The organism is Lentzea sp. NBRC 105346, from assembly GCF_030269605.1.
Classification (GTDB): domain Bacteria; phylum Actinomycetota; class Actinomycetes; order Mycobacteriales; family Pseudonocardiaceae; genus Lentzea.
This window is the reverse complement of sequence record NZ_BSTQ01000027.1, coordinates 64,909-82,786: the sequence shown is the minus strand read 5'-3', so window position 1 is coordinate 82,786 and position 17,878 is coordinate 64,909. Positions and strand designations below refer to the sequence as shown.

Genomic DNA, 17,878 nt, shown 5'->3' with positions numbered 1-17,878 from the left:
TGGGCCGGCAGATCTTGCATCTGCCGGCGGAGCCGGCCCACCACGCCGCGAGGGGCCCCAAGTCAAGCCCCAATCGCGGCGCCGAAGGCGCCCCCGGAAGACGCAGCGCCCCACGACACCGGCAGCCAACAAAAGGCGACCACCCACGCAACCGGCAGCCAAGCGAGCAACCACGCACGGGACCGGCAGCCAACCACCATGTATGGAACCGGCAGCCAAGGCCCACCACGCACCGAACCCGCAAGGCTCACCACGCACGGCACCGGCAACCACGAACACAAGCCGACCAGAGCGATGGGCCGTTTGGGTGGTGAGCGAAATTACGGCACGGCGTGGTACACCACCCGGAAGGCGTAGGCAGGTAGCGTGCCTGGCCGTGACCCGACTTCCCGAACCGCCCCCAGCGCACGTGCGTGCGGCGTTCGGGGCACGTGACGCCGACCCCGAGCTCATCGACGGTGGCCCAGCGTGGCGGTGCGGTGACGCCACCATCAGACCGGCGGGCAAGCCCGCCGAGGCCACCTGGGTGGCGAAGACGCTGGACGCGCTGGACGTGCCGGGCATCAGGATCGGCAGACCGTTGCGGTCCACCGACGGTCGCTACGTGGTCGGCGGGTGGTCCGCTACGAAGTACCTGGCGGGCCGGGCCGAGCCGCGGCACGACGAGGCGGTCAGCGTGGCGATCAAGTTGCACCAGGCGACGAGTGAGCTGCCGAAACCGCGGTTTCTGGACTCGCGTACGGACATCTTCGCCGTCGCGGACCGGTGTTCCTGGGGTGAGGACGAGGTGCCGCTCGACACCGGGCTCGGCGGCCGGCTGTTCGAGTTGCTGAGTGAGTCACGTAAGCCGGTCACGCTGAAACAGCAGGTGGTGCACGGCGACCTGTTCGGCAACGTGTTGTTCGCCGGGGACGCGGCGCCCGCCGTCATCGACTTCACCGCGTACTGGCGGCCGGCTGAGTGGGCGGCGGCCGTCGTGGTGATCGACGCGTTGGCGTGGGGTGGCGCGGACGACGGCATTCTGCAGCGGTGGGGGCACCTCGCGGAGTGGCCGCAGATGTTGCTGCGCGCGCTGCTCTTCCGATTGGCCGTGCACGCGTTGCACCCTTTGTCGGACGGACAGTCACTGGCTGGGCTGGAGCGGGCGGCTCACCAGGTCACGAACATGCTCTGAGCGGCCAAGTTCGCGTGGACGAAACATTCCGTGCGTTCGGGTTAACGAGCGCTTCTTAGCGTTCGTCAGGTGACCCATTGCCCCTACTGCGCACTGCAGTGCTCCATGTCACTGACCGGCCACCAGGTGGTGCCCGGTCCGGGTGGGCTGTGCCAGAAGGGCTGGACGTCGGCCGAGCTGCTCCGCACCCCCGGACGCCTCACCACACCGTTGATCAACCAGGAAACAGCGACCTGGGACGAGGCCCTTCAGCACATCGCCGACAAGATCAAGGGATATGAGCCCGACCAGGTCGCCGTGTTCGGCGGCGGCGGGCTGACCAACGAGAAGGCGTACCTGCTCGGCAAGTTCGCCAGGGTTGCGCTCAAGACCAGTCAGATCGACTACAACGGCCGGTTCTGCATGTCGAGCGCGGCTGCGGCCGGAAACAGGGCGTTCGGGCTCGACCGCGGGATGCCGTTTCCACTCGAAGACCTGCAGAACGCCGACACCGTGCTGCTCGCGGGCTCCAACCCGGCCGAGACCATGCCGCCGTTCCTGCAGCACGTCAAGAACGCGAACCTGATCGTCGTCGACCCGCGGCGCACCGCCACGGCCGAGATGGCGACGTTGCACCTGCAGCCCGCGCCCGGCACGGACCTCGCGCTGGCGCTCGGGTTGCTGCACACGGCGTTCATCGACAACCGGATCGACAAGTCGTACATCGCCGAGCGCACCAAAGGGTTCGACGCCGCCTGGCGCGTGGCGGCGGCGTGGTGGCCGGAACGCGTCGAGCGCGTCACCGGCGTCAGCGTCGCGGACCAGCGGGCGGCCGTTGAGCTGCTGAAAGGCAACGCCTACATCCTGTCCGGGCGCGGTACCGAGCAGCACGCCAGCGGCACCGACACGGTGTCCGCGTGGATCAACCTGGCACTCGCCCTGGGCCTGCCCGGCAGGAAGGGCAGCGGCTATGGCTGCCTCACCGGTCAGGGCAACGGCCAGGGCGGGCGCGAGCACGGGCAGAAGGCCGACCAGCTGCCCGGCTACCGCAAGATCGACGACCCGAAGGCCCGTGAGCACATCAAGAGGGTCTGGGGCGTCGACGACCTGCCGGGGCCGGGGCGCAGCGCGTACGAACTGCTCGACGCGCTCGGCGACGACATCAAGGTGCTGCTGGTGTTCGGCAGCAACCCGGTCGTGAGCGCGCCGAGGGCCGCGCACATCACCGAGAAGATCAAGTCCCTCGACCTGCTGGTGGTCGCGGACTTCGTGCTGTCCGAGACCGCGGCGCTCGCGGACGTCGTCCTCCCGGTCACGCAGTGGGCCGAGGAGAACGGCACGATGACCAACCTCGAAGGCCGGATCCTGTTGCGCCGCAAGGCACTCGACGCACCCGAGGGCGTGCGTAGCGACCTCGAGCTGCTCAACGGCCTCGCCACGAAGCTCGGGCAACCGGCTGAACGGTTCCCGACGACGCCCGAGGAGGTGTTCGCCGAGCTGCGCAGAGCGTCAGAGGGAGGCGCGGCGGACTACTCGGGCGTCACCTATGAACGCCTCAAGACCGAAAAGCTGTACTGGCCCGTCCCGAGCGAGGATCACCCCGGCACGCCGAGGATGTTCGAAGACGGGTTCGCGCACGAGGACGGCCTGGCGCGGTTCGTGCCGGTCGACCACAAGGGGCCGGCGGAACCGCCGGACGACGAGTTTCCCTTGCAAGCGACCACGGGACGCGTGCTGCAGCACTACCAGTCCGGCGCGCAGACGCGACGGGTACCAGAGCTCAACAAGGCGGTGCCCGAGGTGTTCGTCGAGGTCCATCCGGACACGGCGGCCCGCAACGGGCTCGCACACGGCGAGCTCACGAACGTCGTGTCCCGCAGGGGAACCATGACGGCTAGGGTCCGGTGCGTTGCGTCGATGCGGCCGGACGCGGTGTTCCTCCCGTTCCATTTTCCCGGTGACGGCAGGGCGAACCTGCTCACCAACCCCGCGCTCGATCCCACGAGCCGGATGCCCGAGTTCAAGGTCTGCGCGGTCCGATTGGAGCAGGCATGAGGCGTGTGGTGATCATCGGGTACGGCATGGCCGGAGCCCGGCTCGCGGACGAGATCCGCAGGCGTGACAAGGAAATCTCCATCACGGTCATCGGGGACGAGAAGCACGCGGCGTACAACCGCGTGCTGCTGTCCACCGTGGTCGCCGGCACGATGACGCCGGACTCCGTGCTGCTGCACGACGAGGAGTGGGCGCACGACCACGGGATCGAGCTCAGGCTCGGCGAGCCGGTCACCAGGATCGACCGGGAGAAGCGCACGGTCAGCCTGGGCGCGGAGGACATCCCTTACGACGCACTGGTTCTGGCCACCGGAAGCCGGCCGTGGGTGCCGCCGACCGAGGGGCTGCTCGACCCGGACGGCGTGATGGCGCCCGGTGTCGTGGCGTTCCGCAGCCTCGACGACTGCGAGCGGATCGTCGATCGCGCGCAGCCCGGCATGCCGGTCGCCGTGCTGGGAGGTGGCCTGCTCGGCATCGAGGCGGCGCGCGGGCTCGCCGGACGCGGGTGTCTCGTCACCGTTGTGCACCCCGTGGGGCACCTGATGGAACGCCAGCTCGACCCCGGTGCCGGGCGGGTGCTCGCCCGGACGCTCACCGACCTGGGAATCGAGTTCCGCCTGAACGTCTTCGCGTCGAAGTACCTGGCGGGCGACGGGCTCGCGCTCAGCGACGGCACGCACGTCCCGGCCGAGCTGGTCGTGGTCAGCGCCGGTGTGCGGGCCGAGACGTCGTTGGCGGACGCCGCCGGACTGACCGTCGACCGCGGTGTCGTCGTCGACGACGCGTTGCGCACCAGCGATCCGCGCATCCACGCGATCGGCGACTGCGCGCAGCATCCCGGCACCGTGTCCGGCCTCGTACAACCCGCCTGGGACCAGGCGGCCGTGCTCGCGGACCGGTTGACCGGCGCCGCACCGGGTTCGCGGTACAAGGGCACCTCGGTGATCACCCGGCTCAAGGCCCGCGACGTCGACCTCGCCGCACTGGGCGACGTGCACGTCGACGTGGACTGCCCCGAGTCGGAAGTCCTTTGTTTCCAGGACCCCGCGCGCGGCCGGTACGCGAAGCTCGTGCTGCGCGAGGACAAGGTCGCGGGCGCGATCCTGATCGGCGCACCGGACGCGGCCGCCACGATCACGCAGCTGTACGACCGCGGCCAGCCGGCGCCCACAGACCGGTTGGCCTTGCTGCTCGGCCGGGCTCTGCCGAGTGAGGCGGCGAGCCCGGCCGACCTGCCCGCGAGCGCGGTGGTGTGCCGGTGCAACACCGTCTCCAAGGGACAGATCGTCAGCGCGTGGCGGGCGGGCGCGGAAAGCGTTGGCGCGATTGCGGAAGTGACGCGCGCCACCACCGGATGCGGCGGTTGCAAGGACGCCGTGTGCGGTCTGGTGGACTGGCTCGCGGCCTCACAACCCCAGTCCGCGTGAAGTGCGATGGAGTTGCCGTTGCCGTCACTCATGCGCACTCGCAGGTAATCAGCCGTTCTTACGGTCTTCGCAACCCACGATCCCCGGAGGTCGGCAGATGAGCACAACCCTGGAGAAGCCCACAGAGCCCAAGACCCGCGGTGGTCGCTGGATCGACCACTGGGAGCCCGAGAACCCCGAGTTCTGGGAGCAGACCGGCAAGAAGGTCGCCCGCAAGAACCTCATCTTCTCGATCCTCGCGGAGAACCTGGGCTTCAGCGTCTGGGTGCTGATGAGCATCGTGGTGGTGAGCCTGGGCAACGTCGGGTTCAAGTTCTCGATCGGCCAGCAGTTCTGGCTGCTGATCGTGCCGAACCTGGTCGGCGCGACGCTCCGCATCCCGTACACGTTCGCGGTGCCGAGGTTCGGCGGCCGCGTGTGGACGACAATCAGCGCTGGGCTGCTGCTCATCCCGTGCGCGCTGCTGATCTACGCGGTGACGACGCCGGGAACGCCGTACTGGTTCTTCCTGCTGACCGCGGGCGCGATGGGCCTCGGCGGCGGCAACTTCTCGTCGTCGATGGCGAACATCTCGTTCTTCTACCCGGAGGGCAAGAAGGGCCTCGCGCTCGGCCTCAACGCCGCGGGCGGCAACCTCGGTGTCGCGATCACCCAGCTGATCGTGCCGATCGTGATCACCATCGGCACCGGCATCCACCTCGCGTACGCGGCCGCGATCTGGATCCCGTTCATCGTCCTGGCCACGGCGTGCGCGTGGTTCTTCATGGACAGCCTCACCCAGGCCAAGCCGGACGGGCAGTCCTACAAGCTCGCGCTGTCGAACAAGCACACGTGGGTGATGTCGTTCCTGTACATCGGCACGTTCGGCTCGTTCATCGGCTACTCGTTCGCGTTCCCGTCGCTCATCAAGATCAGCTTCGTGGACTACAAGAGCTGGGTGTCGCTCGCGTTCCTCGGTGCGCTCATCGGTTCGGTCGCCCGTCCGCTCGGCGGCTGGCTGTCGGATCGCATCGGTGGTGCGAAGGTGACGCTCGCCACGTTCGTCGGTCTGGCCGTCGGGACCATCGGCGTGATGTACAGCGTCGACCAGAAGAGCTTCGCGTTGTTCTTCAGCTCGTTCATCCTGCTGTTCGTGCTGGCGGGCATCGGCAACGGCTCGACCTACCGGATGATCCCCGCGATCTACGCCGCGCAGACCGACGACGTGAAGTCGGCCAAGCGGCAGGCGGCGGCCGTGGTCGGCATCGCGGGCGCGATCGGCGCCTTCGGCGGTGTGCTGGTGAACCTCGTCTTCAAGTTCTCGCTCGAGGGCAGCAAGACGCTCACCCCGGCGTTGACGGCGATTCTCTTCTTCTATGCGGCCTGCGTGGCGACCACGTGGTGGTTCTACCTGCGGGTGCGGGTGTTCCAGCGGGTGCCGAGCCTCGCCTACGCGGGCGTGTGACGCACACCTCGCTGACCAGCGAAGAGAGTTTCCTTTAACACGGCCGAAATATCGCCGACCTTGGGATGACACGCCGCCCGCTGAGCATAGCGGGCGGAAGGAGGATGCCTCGATGAGTACCCGGACTCTTGTTGTCGTCGGCCACGGCATGGTCGGCCACCGGCTCGTGGAAGCCCTCCGTGCCAAGGACGTCGACGACCAGTGGCGGATCGTGGTTTTCGGTGAGGAAGCCAGGCCCGCGTACGACCGTGTCGCCCTGTCGTCCTATGTGGACACGTGGCGCGCGGAGGACCTCGAGCTGGGGCCGCTCGAGGGCGCGGACCTGCGGCTCGGCGACGCGGTCGTGAGTGTCGACCGCGATCGCCGGGTCGTCACCTCGGCCAGCGGTGCCGAGGTCTCGTACGACGCGCTGGTGCTCGCGACCGGCTCGGTGCCGTTCGTCCCCCCGGTACCGGGCCGCGATCTGCCCGGCTGTCACGTCTATCGCACGATCGAGGACCTGGACGCGATCAAGGCGACGGTCGATCGGTCCACGAGGCGCATCGGCCGCCACTCGGGCATGGTGCTGGGCGGCGGTCTGCTCGGTCTCGAGGCGGCGAACGCCTTGCGTGGCATGGGAGTTTCGCCGCACGTCGTGGAGCTGGCGCCGCGGCTGATGCCGATCCAGGTCGACGAAGGCGGCGCCGGGCTGTTGAAGCGGCTGGTCGAGAAGCTCGATCTGACCGTGCACACCGGCACGTCCGCGTCGTCGATCGAACTCGACGGTGACCGCCTGATCGCCAAGCTGACCAACGGTCTCGAGCTGGACCTGGACGTCGTCGTGTTCTCCGCGGGCATCCGGCCGCGCACCGACCTCGACCTCGGGCTTCCGCTCGGCCCGCGGGGTGGTTATCTGGTCGACGACGCGTGCCGCACCTCCGACCCGAACGTGTACGCGATCGGTGAGTGCGCCAGCATCGAAGGCACGGTCTACGGTCTCGTCGCGCCCGGCTACTCGATGGCCGAGGTCGTGGCCGACCAGCTCTGTGGTGCCGCGTCGGTGTTCCCCGGCGCGGACACCTCGACCAAGCTCAAGCTCCTCGGGGTCGACGTGGCGTCGTTCGGCGACGCGCACGCGACGACCGAGGGCGCGCTGGAGGTCGTCGTCAACAACGCCGTCGCGGGCACCTACAGCAAGCTCGTGGTGTCCGACGACGCGAAGACGTTGCTCGGCGGCATCCTCGTCGGCGACGCGTCGCAGTACGCGATGCTGCGCCCGTTGGTGGGCAAGGACGTTCCGGCCGGCCTGCTCGAACCCGGTGGCAGCGCGGAACTCTCGCTGCCGCCGGACGCGCAGGTCTGCTCGTGCCACGCGGTGACCAAGCAGACGATCACCGACGCGATCTGCGCCGGCGTGTGCACGGACGTGCCGACGATCAAGGCGTGCACGAAGGCCGGAACCGGTTGCGGTTCCTGTGTTCCGATGCTCAAGCAGCTGCTCACCGAGTGCGGTGTCGAGCAGTCCAAGGCGTTGTGCGAGCACTTCGACCACTCGCGGGCCGAGCTGTTCGAGATCGTCCGGGCCACGCGCATCACGTCGTTCACCGAACTGGTGGGCAAGCACGGCCGCGGGCGCGGCTGCGACATCTGCAAGCCCGCCGTCGCGTCGATCCTCGCGTCGCTGGGCAACGGGCACGTGCTCGGCGGCGAGCAGGCCACGTTGCAGGACACCAACGACCGGTTCCTCGCCAACATGCAGCGCAACGGCACGTACTCGGTCGTGCCCCGCATCCCCGGCGGTGAGATCACGCCGCAGAAGCTGATCGTGATCGGTGAGGTGGCGCGGGACTTCGGCCTGTACACGAAGATCACCGGCGGGCAGCGGATCGACCTGTTCGGCGCGACCGTCGACCAGCTGCCGGAGATCTGGCGGCGCCTGGTGGACGCCGGCTTCGAGTCCGGGCACGCGTACGGCAAGGCGTTGCGCACGGTGAAGTCGTGTGTCGGCACGACCTGGTGCCGATACGGCGTCCAGGACTCCGTCGGCCTGGCGATCGAGCTGGAGCTGCGCTACCGCGGTCTGCGGTCGCCGCACAAGCTCAAGTCCGCGGTGTCCGGCTGCGCGCGCGAGTGCGCGGAGGCGCGGGGCAAGGACTTCGGCATCATCGCCACCGAGAACGGCTGGAACCTCTACGTCGGCGGCAACGGCGGCTTCACGCCGCGGCACGCCGACCTGCTGGTGTCCGACGTGGACACCGAGTCCCTGATCAAGTACATCGACCGGTTCCTGATGTTCTACATCCGCACGGCGGACCGGTTGCAGCGCACGTCGGCGTGGCTGGAGGGCCTCGACGGCGGGCTCGAGCACCTGCGCGAGGTGATCGTCGACGACAGCCTCGGCATCTGCGCCGACCTGGAGGCCGCGATGGCCGCGCACGTCGAGGACTACGCCGACGAGTGGCGCGGTGTGCTCGAGGACCCGGAGAAGCTCGCCCGGTTCCAGTCGTTCGTCAACGCTCCCGGCACGCCCGACCCGACGATCTCGTTCCGCGAGGAACGCGGCCAGCGCGTTCCCGTCCTGCTCGGAATCCCGGAGGTGGCCCAATGACCCCAGTGTGCGAGTTGAGCGCGTTGCGGCCAGAGCAGGGCGTCGCGGCCCTGTTGCCCGATGGCTCCCAGGTGGCGGTGTTCCTGACCTTCGACGGTTCGGTCCACGCGCTGGACAACATCGACCCGTTCAGCGGCGCCGCGGTGCTCGCGCGCGGCATCGTCGGCGACCGCGGGGGCCGGCCGGTCGTCGTGTCGCCGGTGTACAAGCAGGCGTTCGACCTCACCACCGGCGCGTGTCTCGACTCTCCGGACCACTCGGTCGCCGTGCACCCCGTCCGGGTGCGCGACGGCGTCGTGGAGCTCACATGACGGCGCTGGAGCTCGCGGGATTCACCGTCGGAGTCACCGCGGCCCGGCGCGCCGACGAACTGGGCGCGTTGCTGGAACGCAAGGGCGCCACCGTGATCCACGGCGCGGCGCTGCGGATAGTGCCGCTGCCGGACGACGCCGAGCTGTTGGCGGCGACACGGGGTCTGCTGGACTCGCCGGTGGACGTCGTGGTCGCGACCACCGGCATCGGCTTCCGCGGCTGGATCGAGGCCGCGGACGGCTGGGGCCTGGCGTCCCGGCTGCTCAAGGTGCTGGGTTCCGCGATCGTGCTGCCGCGCGGCCCGAAGGCGAAGGGCGCGGTGCGCGCGGCCGGGCTGCAGGAGGCGTGGTCGCCGTCGTCGGAGAGCAACGCCGAGCTGCTGCAGTACCTGCTGCGCGACGGGGTCGCCGGCAAGCGGGTCGCCGTGCAGCTGCACGGGGAACCGTTGCCGGACTTCGTGAACACGCTGCGAGCCGCCGGTGCCGAGGTCGTCGAGATCCCCGTGTACCGGTGGATGCCGCCCGCCGACACCGCTCCGCTGGAACGGTTGCTGGAGGCCGTGATGGCCGGTCAGGTGGATGCGCTGACGTTCACCAGCGCGCCGGCGGCCGCCTCGGTGCTGCGGACGGCCACGGCCCTCGGTCGTTACGACGAGCTCGTCGAGGCGTTGCGCCGCAAGGTGCTCGTGGTCGGCGTCGGCGCGATCACCGCCGGGCCGCTGGTGGCCGCGGGCGTCCCGGTCGTGCAGCCGGCGCGGGCGCGGATCGGTTCCATGGCCCGGGAACTCGCTCTGGAGCTGCCCGCTCGCGCTACCCGCCTGCGGATCTTCTCGCGGGACATGGAGATGCGTGGCCAGGCCGTGCTGGTCGACGGCGAACTGCGGCCCGTCGCGCCCGCCCCGATGGCGGTGTTGCGGACCCTGGTGGCCGCGCGCGGTCGCGTCGTGTCGCGGCAGGATCTGTTGGCCGCCTTGCCGTCCGGCGGTGAGGAGCACGCCGTGGAGACGGCGATCGGCCGGCTGCGCACGGCTTTGGGGGAGCCGCGCATGGTGTGCACGGTCGTGAAACGTGGTTACCGACTTGCCATGGAGCCCGCGTGAAGCTTGTACTCGTCGCTCACGGAACCCGTGATCCCCGCGGTGGTCTCGTCACCGCGGAGACCGCGGCGATGTTGCAGTCCTATGTGGACGTCCCAGTGGTCGTCGCCTACGCGGACGTCGTGCAGCCCGATGTGACCTCGGTGCTGGACGGGCCCGCGGTGGTGGTCCCGGCTTTTCTGGCCTCTGGGTACCACGTGCGGGTGGACATCCCTGCGCAGATCGCCTCGTCGGGCCGGTCGGATGTGGTGCTGACGCGGCCGTTGGGGCCGGATCCGCTGGTGGTCGAGGCGGTGCGGGATCGCCTGCGCGCCGCGGGACATCGGCCCGGTGACGCGCTGGTGCTGGCCGCCGCCGGCTCGTCCGACGCGCGGGCGCTGGCCGACGTGCGGGTGGCCGCCCGCCTGCTGGGCGCTTCCGCGGTCGGCTACGTGGCCACGGCGAGTCCCCGCGTGCCCGGCGTCGTTGACGGGCTGCGGGGCCGCCGTGTCGCGGTGGCGTCGTGGTTGCTGGCACCCGGTGCATTCCACGGGTCGCTCGCCGAGTGCGGCGCGGACGTGGTGTCCGAGCCGATCGGTGCGCATCCTCTGGTGGTCGATGTACTGCTGCGCAGGTACCACGAGGCCCTGGAACATCGTCGCGCGGCCTGATCCGGGTGGTTCCCTAGACCCGCGAGTCCCACCGTCCTGCACCCCGTGTCCCACCCTCGTGCCGCAAAGGCACTGCGGGAAGGTGGGACACGGGGTGCGCGAAGGTGGGACTCGCGGGGTTTAGAACAGGCCGGGCGGCTCCTCCTTGCGGGCCTCTTCCCAGCGGTACTCGCGCAGGTTGACCTTGCCGTCCAACGACATCACGCCCTCCTCACGCAACAGCTGCAGCTGCTCGTCGCGCAGGTGCGGGGCGCAGGTGCCGTCGGCTTTCAGAACCCGCTGCCACGGCAGGTCGTGCCCGTCCTCCTGGAGGATCCGGCCGACCAGCCGTGGCGACGGTGCCTTCGAGATGTCGGCGACGTCGCCGTACGTGGCGACCCGTCCACGCGGGATCGACTTGATCGTGTCGCGAACCCGCTCGTGGATCTCTTCGTCCATCAGGCCAGACTACGTGCCCATTCGATGACCGCGTCGTGATATCCGGAAGCCGCGTCGGCGGAGAAGTTGAAGCAGTGGCCGTATCCGCTGAGGACGTATCCGTCGACTCGGGGCGCATGGGTGAAGAACGGTCGCTCGGACGCGGCCAGCGCCTCGGCGGACGAGCAGTCGGCACCGAGCGGCGGGGTACCGCAGAAGTAGTCCGCGGTGGTCTGCACGGTCAGCACCGGGGCGTTGATGGTGGCACTGGCGGGGAGCACCAGGTTCGACATCACGATGGTGGTGACCGCCTCGCCGGCGGTGAAAACGTCCTTTGTGGACTCGTCGTAGTCGACCACCGAGGACACGTTCGGGCCGGGAGCGTGGAACATGCCGTAGCGCGCGCCCGGCATCGTGGTCAGGTAGCCGGGGTCCAGGCCGCGAACGCTCAGCACGGGGTCGAGCGCCGCGGGGATCGAGTTGGCCAGCGCGGGCACCGCGCGGAGGTAGTCCCACTGATGGGTCATGCCGGTGACCATCACGCCGTCGACGTCGCGGTAGGTGCCGGCCTCGACCATCGTGATCACCGAGCCGATCGAGTGCCCGCCGATCACCACCTTGTCGAACCGCGGGCGCAGGCTCTGGATCACCCGGTGCACGGCCTGGGCCTGGCTGACGTTGTCGACCAGCAGGCTGAGCGGCTTGCTGCTGCGGCCCGTGCCGATCCGGTCGACCGTCATGGTGGCGATGTGCGCCTTGTTCAACGCGAGGCGGACCGAGCGGACGTCCGGGTCGATCGGGATGTCCCAGTAGTCGTGGGTGTACGTACCGCCGGGGACGAGGACCATGACCGTCGAGGCGGTCTCGGGGACACACAGCCTGCCGTACATCGTGGCCGTGGTGAGCCCGAGGCCCACGGGGGTGTTCACGTCGGTGCAAGGGGTCTGGGTGGCGTTCGCCGGAGCGGGAACCGGGACGAACACGGCGAGCATTACGGCGGCGATAAGCCGACGGAAACGCATCGGAGAACAACCTCCAACTAGCGGGGAACGACCTTCATCAACAGGTCGACGGGGTAAGCGGCGGAAGTGAACTTGGTGCGGACCGGGCGTACGGGCGCCAGCCGCCACCGGGCCGCGACGGTCGCGACCGCGATGACGATCTCGGTCAACGCGAAGTGGTTCCCGATGCACATGCGGTTGCCCGCGCCGAACGGGATGAACGCGCCCTTGGGCAGTTCCCTGGCGAACTCGGGCGTCCAGCGGTCGGGGTCGAAGCGCTCGGGATGGTGGTAGTACTCGGGGTTGAAGTGCATGGCGTGCGGGCTGATGATCACTTCGGTGCCCGGCGGGAGGTGCACGCCGCCGAGGTTCACGTCGGCGATGGTGCGGCGCATCAGGATCCAGAGCGGGTACATCCGCAGCACCTCGTTGGCGACCTGCTGGATGTAGGTCAGCTTCGGCACGTCGTCGAACGTGACCGGGCGCCCGCCCAGGACCTCGTCGACCTCGGCCAGCACCCGGCGTTCCACCTCCGGGTCGGCCGCGATCTCGTGAAAGATCCACGCGAGCGCCAGCGCCGTGGTCTCGATCCCCGCCGTCAGCAGGGTCATGACCTCGTCGTAGACCTGCTTGTCGTTCATCGGCTCGCCGGTCTCGTCGTCCCTGGCGAGCAACAGCATCGACAACAGGTCGCCGTGGTCGACGCCCTCGGCGCGCCAGCTGGTGATGACCTCGTGCACGATCGCGTGCAGCCGCGCGATGGCCTCGTCGAACTGCCGGTTGACCGGGATCGGCAGCTTCTCGACGAAACCAGGGGAGAGCACGCGGTACATCGCGTTCTTGATGACGATGAAGATGGACCGGCGGGCCTCGTCGATCGCGCGCTTGCCGATCTCGGTGGAGAACAACGTCTCGCCGACGATCGTGACGGCGAGGCCCTGCATGTCGACCTCGATGGCACGGACCTCGTCCGGCCGCCACGACCCGGCCAGATCGCGTGCCGCGCGGGCCATCGTCTCCGCGTACGCGCCGATCCGCTCGCGGTGGAACGCGGGTTGCATCATCCGGCGTTGCCGCATGTGGAAGGCGCCGTCCGACATCGCCAGCCCGTCACCGACGAACGGGCGGAACTTGTCGAACATCATTCCTTTGTGGAAACTCTGCGCGTCCGATACGAGGATCTGATGAGTCAGCCGCGCGCTGGTCACGAAAAACGTTCGCATTGGGCCGAGATCGACCTGGACGACCTCGCCGTATTCCCGCAAATTCGCGGTGAAGGCGAATCTTTTCCGCACCATTGGCACGGTGTGCCCCAGTAATGGCAGCCGGCCGGGTGCCACCGGGACGGACATCATCGCTCCTCGCGCGCCTGAAAGGGACGGATCACAATAGGAGGCATTCGGTCGAACACGACAGTGCCCGATCGGGTGGCTCAGGGGTCACACGGTCGGCCCAGTGTTTGTTGCTTTCTGAGACGACTAGGCTCATTCGTCCCAGACCTGAAGAGGTGGTCGCCGTGGCCGTAGAGCACGACTGGGTTCCGCAGAGTGTGGACGTCTCGGTGCCGAGCGCTGCTCGGATGTACGACTACCTCTTGGGCGGCGCGCACAACTTCGCGGTGGATCGCGAGCTGGGCGACAAGATCGAGACCGTCATGCCACACGCGCGCAGCGCGGCCAGGGTCAACCGCAAGTTCCTCGGGCGTGCCGTGCGGTTCATGATGGACCAGGGGATCCGGCAGTTCATCGACATCGGTTCGGGCATCCCGACCGTGTCGAACGTGCACGACGTCGCGCAGGCGGAACACCCCGAGTGCAAGGTGGTGTACGTCGACCGCGACCCGGTGGCGGTGGCGCACAGTGAGCTCATCCTGTACGGCAACGACCGCGCCGGCATCGTGCACGCCGACCTGCGCGACCCGGACAGCATCCTGCGCAGCGCGGAGGTGCGGCGGCTGATCGACTTCGAGCAGCCGGTCGGGCTGCTCATGCTGCTGCTGCTGCACTGGGTGCCCGACGAGGACGACCCGTGGAAGCTGGTGCGGCACTACCGCGACGCGGTGCCGAGCGGCAGCTACCTGGCGATCAGTCACTTCACCCTGGACGACGTCCCGGACTACGTGCGGCTGGCGGCCGAGGCCGTGAACAAGAGCGGCGGCGACAAGTTGCAGAACCGGCCAAAGGCGCAGGTCGCCGAAATGTTCGGTGATTTCGAACTGGCCGAACCGGGGCTCGTCAGGTTCGGTGAATGGCGTCCTTCCGGGCCGGGCGACATCTCCGACGATCCCGAGACGAACACGTTCGCTTACGCGGGCGTCGGACGGAAGCCATAGTCAATTTTGATCGGACTACGGTAGTTCACACGGTCGGTCGAGCGGCCACGGACGGTGTGTAGGTAAACTGCCGAACAATCTCTATACCACCCACCGGGCACGGAAATGCCGAACCCCAGCCGCAGACCGGACACGACACCCGAGGGGCCCGACCACGGCCGTGCGCGGGTGAAGCTGGCACGAAAATGGGCCTACCTGCTCGTTTCCGATGTCGTTGTGCCGCTCGACCCGGACACGCTGAGCCGGGAGCTGAGCGCGCGCCTCGACGTGCTCTGCGCGCACCTGCACGACGAGGTGCTCGACACGAAGGCGCTGTCGCGGCTGGGTGAGCAGCTGGTCGACCTGGGTTACCTCGGTCCGACCGGGCTCAAGTGCACGGTCGACGTGCTCGGCAAGGGACTGACCGCGCTGCCGGAGTTCCAGCCGGTCGGGCGGTACGCCGAACGGGTCGCGCTCGCCATCGGCGCGTTGTCCGTCGGCTTCGCCGAGGCGAACGCGCGGTTCATCCTCGAGCAGCAGGAGAGCATGCAGCGCTCGTTGCTCAAGGCCGTGCGGGACGCCAACTGGAACCTCAAGGAGAGCGAGGCCCGGTTCGAGGAGGTCGCGACCTCCTCGACGAGCGGCATCATGATCGTCAGCCTGGACGGGAAGCTGCTGCGGGCCAACGTCGCGATCGGCGAGATCCTCGGTATCACGCCCGAAGAGCTGACCGGGACCTCGTTACCGGACCTGGCCGCGCCGGACTCCGCGGTGTTCCTGCGCGAGGCGATGGACGACCTGCTGGCCGGCGAGAAGGACCGGATCAGGCAGGCACTGCGCATGCTGCGCAAGGACGGCGACGTGGCGCGGTTGTCGCTCACCGCGTCGTTGCTGCGCGGCGAGGACGGCAGGCCCAGCCACTTCGTCGTGGTGGTGGAGGACGGCACGGAACTGGCGCTGCTGCAGGGAGAACTGCACCGGCAGGCGCTGCACGACGTGCTGACCGGTCTGCCGAACCGCCAGTTCTTCGGTACCCACCTGGAGTCCGCGCTGCGCCGCGTCGACCCCGCTTACGGCGTCACGGTGTTCCACATCGACCTCGACGCGTTCGGCATGGTGTGCAACAGCCTCGGCGGCCGTGTCGGTGAGCGCCTGCTGCAGCACGTCGCGCAGCGGCTGAAGGCCGTGCTGGCGCACGAGCGCGCGATGATCGCCCGGTTCGACGGCGACGAGTTCGGGATCCTGCTGGAGAACACGGCGTCGACGCCGGACGTCGCGACGATCGTGGCGAACATCAACGCCGAGCTGGCCGAACCGACCTATGTGGACGGTCACGGACTGGCCGTGTCGGTGAGCATCGGCGTCGTGCACCGGCCCGCGCCGGACACCGACGTCGCCGAGTTGCTGCGGGCCGCCGACCTGACGTTGCGGCGCGCCAAGGCGGGGCGGCGCGGTCAGTGGGAGCTGTTCGACGCGGAGCGGGACGCCGCGGACCGGCGTGAGCACGCGCTGGCCGTCGTGATGCCCGGCGCGTGGGAGCACGGCGAGATCGGCGTGCGGTACCGGCCCGTCGTGCACCTGCCCAGCGGTGCGGTGACCGCGGTCGAGGCCGTGCTGCGCTGGGATCGTCCGGGTCTGGAACCGTTGTCGCACAGCCGGTGTGTGGCTTTGGCCGAGGAGACCGGCCTGATCCTGCCGCTCGGCGAGTGGCTGCTGAAGATCGCGAGCGGTCAGGCTTCGTGGTGGCGCCAGCGCGGTGAGTTCGACCGGCCGCTGGCCGTGAGCCTGACGGCGCACCAGGCGACCGACGCGGACCTGGTGTCGCGTGTCGTGCGGGTGCTGGAGGAGACCGGGCTCGACGCGTCGGCGTTGATGATCGGCATGCCCGAGCGCGTGCTCGCCGCGCCGGAGGCGATGGACAACCTGTCGGTAATGGCCGACATGGGCGTGCACACCGTGCTGGACGACTTCGGGCTGGGGCCGGCCGACCTGGCGGTGCTGGACGATCTGCCCGTGCGGTCGGTGCGGGTCTCGCGGCAGCTGGGCGAGCAGGCCTACGTGGCCGCGTTGCTGCCGCTGGTGCGGGAGACCGGCGTGACGATCGCCGTCGAGGGGATCCTCACGGAGGAACAGGCTTCGTGGTGGCGGACCGTGGGTGCGGACTTCGCCACCGGCCCGCACTTCGGATCACCCGCTGTGCCAGGGGATTTCTTGGAACTCCGGTGACCGGACGGGGTCGGGGTCACGCCCGGCCACCGGAGGAGTTCGTCAGCCCGTGAAGGCCGTCAGGGCCTTCGTGAAGTCGTAGGTGCCCTGGCTGATGCCGCTGCACGAGTCGGACGACCCGCCGCAGTTGCCCCTGTCGCGGTTCACGGCCCAGAACGACACGCGGGCGAGGTGCTTCGAGTTGGCATACGACACGATGCTCTTGAAGTTCGCGAGCGTCACCGTCTCACCGGTGTCGGTCTTGCCGTTCATCGACGAGAGGCCGCTGCGCCGGTAGGCGGCGTCGTCCGACAGCCCGAACGTCGCTTTGACCTGGTTCTTCAACCCGTCGACCGCGCTCTTGGTGTACGCCGCCATGTCGCCGCCGCTGCCGAAGTCGAACGGCATGACCGACCACACGTCGACGTTCGCGCCGAGCTCCTTGGACCGCGTGATGAGGCGCTTGCCCCAGCTGTTCGGGCCGGTCCGCTCGGTCGGCATGGTGATGACCGTCCGGAGGCCGGGGTTGTTCTGCTTGACGATCTTCAGCGCGCCGAGGACGCGGTCCTGTGTCGCGTTGTTCTCGAACTCCTGGGCCTCGATGTCGATGTCGATGGCCTTGAGTCCGTAGGCGCTGATCACCTTCTGGTACGCACCGGCCAGCGCGCTGGCGCTCGAGCAGTACTGCCCGAGCTTCTTGCCCGACCAGCCGCCGAACGACGGCACGATGTCGCCGCCCGCGGCGCGGATGTTCTTGATCAGCGTGGCGTCGCTGCCGGTCAGGCTCCGGCTGCCGTCCCACTTCGGGTTGCAGGTGCCGTCGCTGAGGATGAACGCCAGCGTGAACGACTTGATCCCGGTCTGGTTCATCACGCTGGTCGCGCTGGGCACCGAACCCCACTGGTACAGGTAGGGCGCGGCCAGCACGGGGTTGACCGCGGCTTGCGCGGAAGAGGGCACGAGCACGGCCGCGCAGGCCGCGGCGATTGCGCCGACGAGGAATCGCCGCAGGGGCTTCATCAGTCCTCCATGACTGCTCGAATCACCAGGGCGGCGGCGCTGGCAGTGAGAGGGCTCACACACTTCTGGGTGTAAAAATGGACTAGACCACTACCCACTGTCAAGAAGGTAGTCGAAAGACGCATGAAGCGGCTGGTGGGCGGAGCGTCAACTGAGGACCTGGGGTGCCATGAAGGGCACCCTCAGGGCACCAGACGCCC

14 protein-coding genes are annotated in these 17,878 nt (G+C 68.9%); 10 read left to right on the top strand and 4 right to left on the bottom strand.

Annotated elements, in window-relative coordinates; translation table 11 throughout:
• Window positions 1–376: 376 nt before the first annotated feature.
• The 8 genes from QSK35_RS40210 (at window position 377) to QSK35_RS40175 (ending at window position 10,724) form a co-directional block, all read left to right on the top strand.
• Entirely contained in the window at window positions 377–1,174 is a 798-nt protein-coding gene (locus tag QSK35_RS40210) for a TIGR02569 family protein (protein WP_285753339.1), read from the top strand.
• A 105-nt stretch (window positions 1,175–1,279) separates the two neighbouring features.
• A complete protein-coding gene (locus QSK35_RS40205; protein WP_285753337.1) occupies window positions 1,280–3,208 on the top strand; it encodes a molybdopterin oxidoreductase family protein in 1,929 nt (642 codons plus the stop codon).
• Complete coding sequence (locus tag QSK35_RS40200; protein ID WP_285753335.1) at window positions 3,205–4,635, top strand: FAD-dependent oxidoreductase; 1,431 nt, start codon at window positions 3,205–3,207, stop codon at window positions 4,633–4,635. The genes QSK35_RS40205 and QSK35_RS40200 overlap by 4 nt, the downstream gene beginning before the upstream one ends.
• A 97-nt stretch (window positions 4,636–4,732) precedes the next feature.
• The gene (locus QSK35_RS40195) at window positions 4,733–6,079 is read left to right on the top strand and encodes an MFS transporter (protein WP_285753333.1); all 1,347 of its coding nucleotides are present in this window, start codon (window positions 4,733–4,735) and stop codon (window positions 6,077–6,079) included.
• Between the two features lie 112 nt (window positions 6,080–6,191).
• Window positions 6,192–8,666, top strand: coding sequence for a nitrite reductase large subunit NirB (gene nirB / locus QSK35_RS40190; protein WP_285753331.1), 2,475 nt, complete (start codon window positions 6,192–6,194; stop codon window positions 8,664–8,666).
• A complete protein-coding gene (nirD, locus tag QSK35_RS40185; protein WP_285753329.1) occupies window positions 8,663–8,977 on the top strand; it encodes a nitrite reductase small subunit NirD in 315 nt (104 codons plus the stop codon). The genes nirB and nirD overlap by 4 nt, the downstream gene beginning before the upstream one ends.
• Entirely contained in the window at window positions 8,974–10,077 is a 1,104-nt protein-coding gene (locus QSK35_RS40180; protein ID WP_285753327.1) for a uroporphyrinogen-III synthase, read from the top strand. Before nirD ends, QSK35_RS40180 begins: the two co-directional genes overlap by 4 nt.
• Window positions 10,074–10,724, top strand: a complete 651-nt coding sequence (locus tag QSK35_RS40175) for a sirohydrochlorin chelatase (RefSeq protein ID WP_285753325.1) — start codon at window positions 10,074–10,076, stop codon at window positions 10,722–10,724. The genes QSK35_RS40180 and QSK35_RS40175 overlap by 4 nt, the downstream gene beginning before the upstream one ends.
• Window positions 10,725–10,844: 120 nt before the next feature.
• On the opposite strand, the gene QSK35_RS40170 is transcribed toward QSK35_RS40175, so the two are convergent.
• The 3 genes from QSK35_RS40170 to QSK35_RS40160 are packed head-to-tail and all read right to left on the bottom strand — an operon-like array spanning window position 10,845 to window position 13,494.
• Window positions 10,845–11,162: an MGMT family protein gene (locus tag QSK35_RS40170; protein ID WP_285753323.1), complete on the bottom strand. Its 318-nt coding sequence runs from the start codon at window positions 11,160–11,162 to the stop codon at window positions 10,845–10,847.
• Window positions 11,162–12,163 (bottom strand): alpha/beta hydrolase, encoded by a 1,002-nt coding sequence (locus tag QSK35_RS40165; protein WP_285753322.1) that lies wholly within the window; start codon window positions 12,161–12,163, stop codon window positions 11,162–11,164. The genes QSK35_RS40170 and QSK35_RS40165 overlap by 1 nt, the downstream gene beginning before the upstream one ends.
• Before the next feature lie 17 nt (window positions 12,164–12,180).
• A complete protein-coding gene (locus tag QSK35_RS40160; RefSeq protein WP_285753320.1) occupies window positions 12,181–13,494 on the bottom strand; it encodes a cytochrome P450 in 1,314 nt (437 codons plus the stop codon).
• 164 nt (window positions 13,495–13,658) lie between these two features.
• Between QSK35_RS40160 and QSK35_RS40155 the strand changes: the two genes are divergently transcribed.
• A complete protein-coding gene (locus tag QSK35_RS40155) occupies window positions 13,659–14,474 on the top strand; it encodes an SAM-dependent methyltransferase (protein WP_285753318.1) in 816 nt (271 codons plus the stop codon).
• 168 nt (window positions 14,475–14,642) lie between these two features.
• Window positions 14,643–16,679, top strand: a complete 2,037-nt coding sequence (locus QSK35_RS40150) for a putative bifunctional diguanylate cyclase/phosphodiesterase (protein WP_285753315.1) — start codon at window positions 14,643–14,645, stop codon at window positions 16,677–16,679.
• Window positions 16,680–16,721: 42 nt separating this feature from the next.
• On the opposite strand, the gene QSK35_RS40145 is transcribed toward QSK35_RS40150, so the two are convergent.
• On the bottom strand, window positions 16,722–17,678 hold the full coding sequence (locus QSK35_RS40145) for a chitinase (RefSeq protein ID WP_285753313.1): 957 nt from the start codon (window positions 17,676–17,678) through the stop codon (window positions 16,722–16,724).
• Window positions 17,679–17,878: the final 200 nt, after the last annotated feature.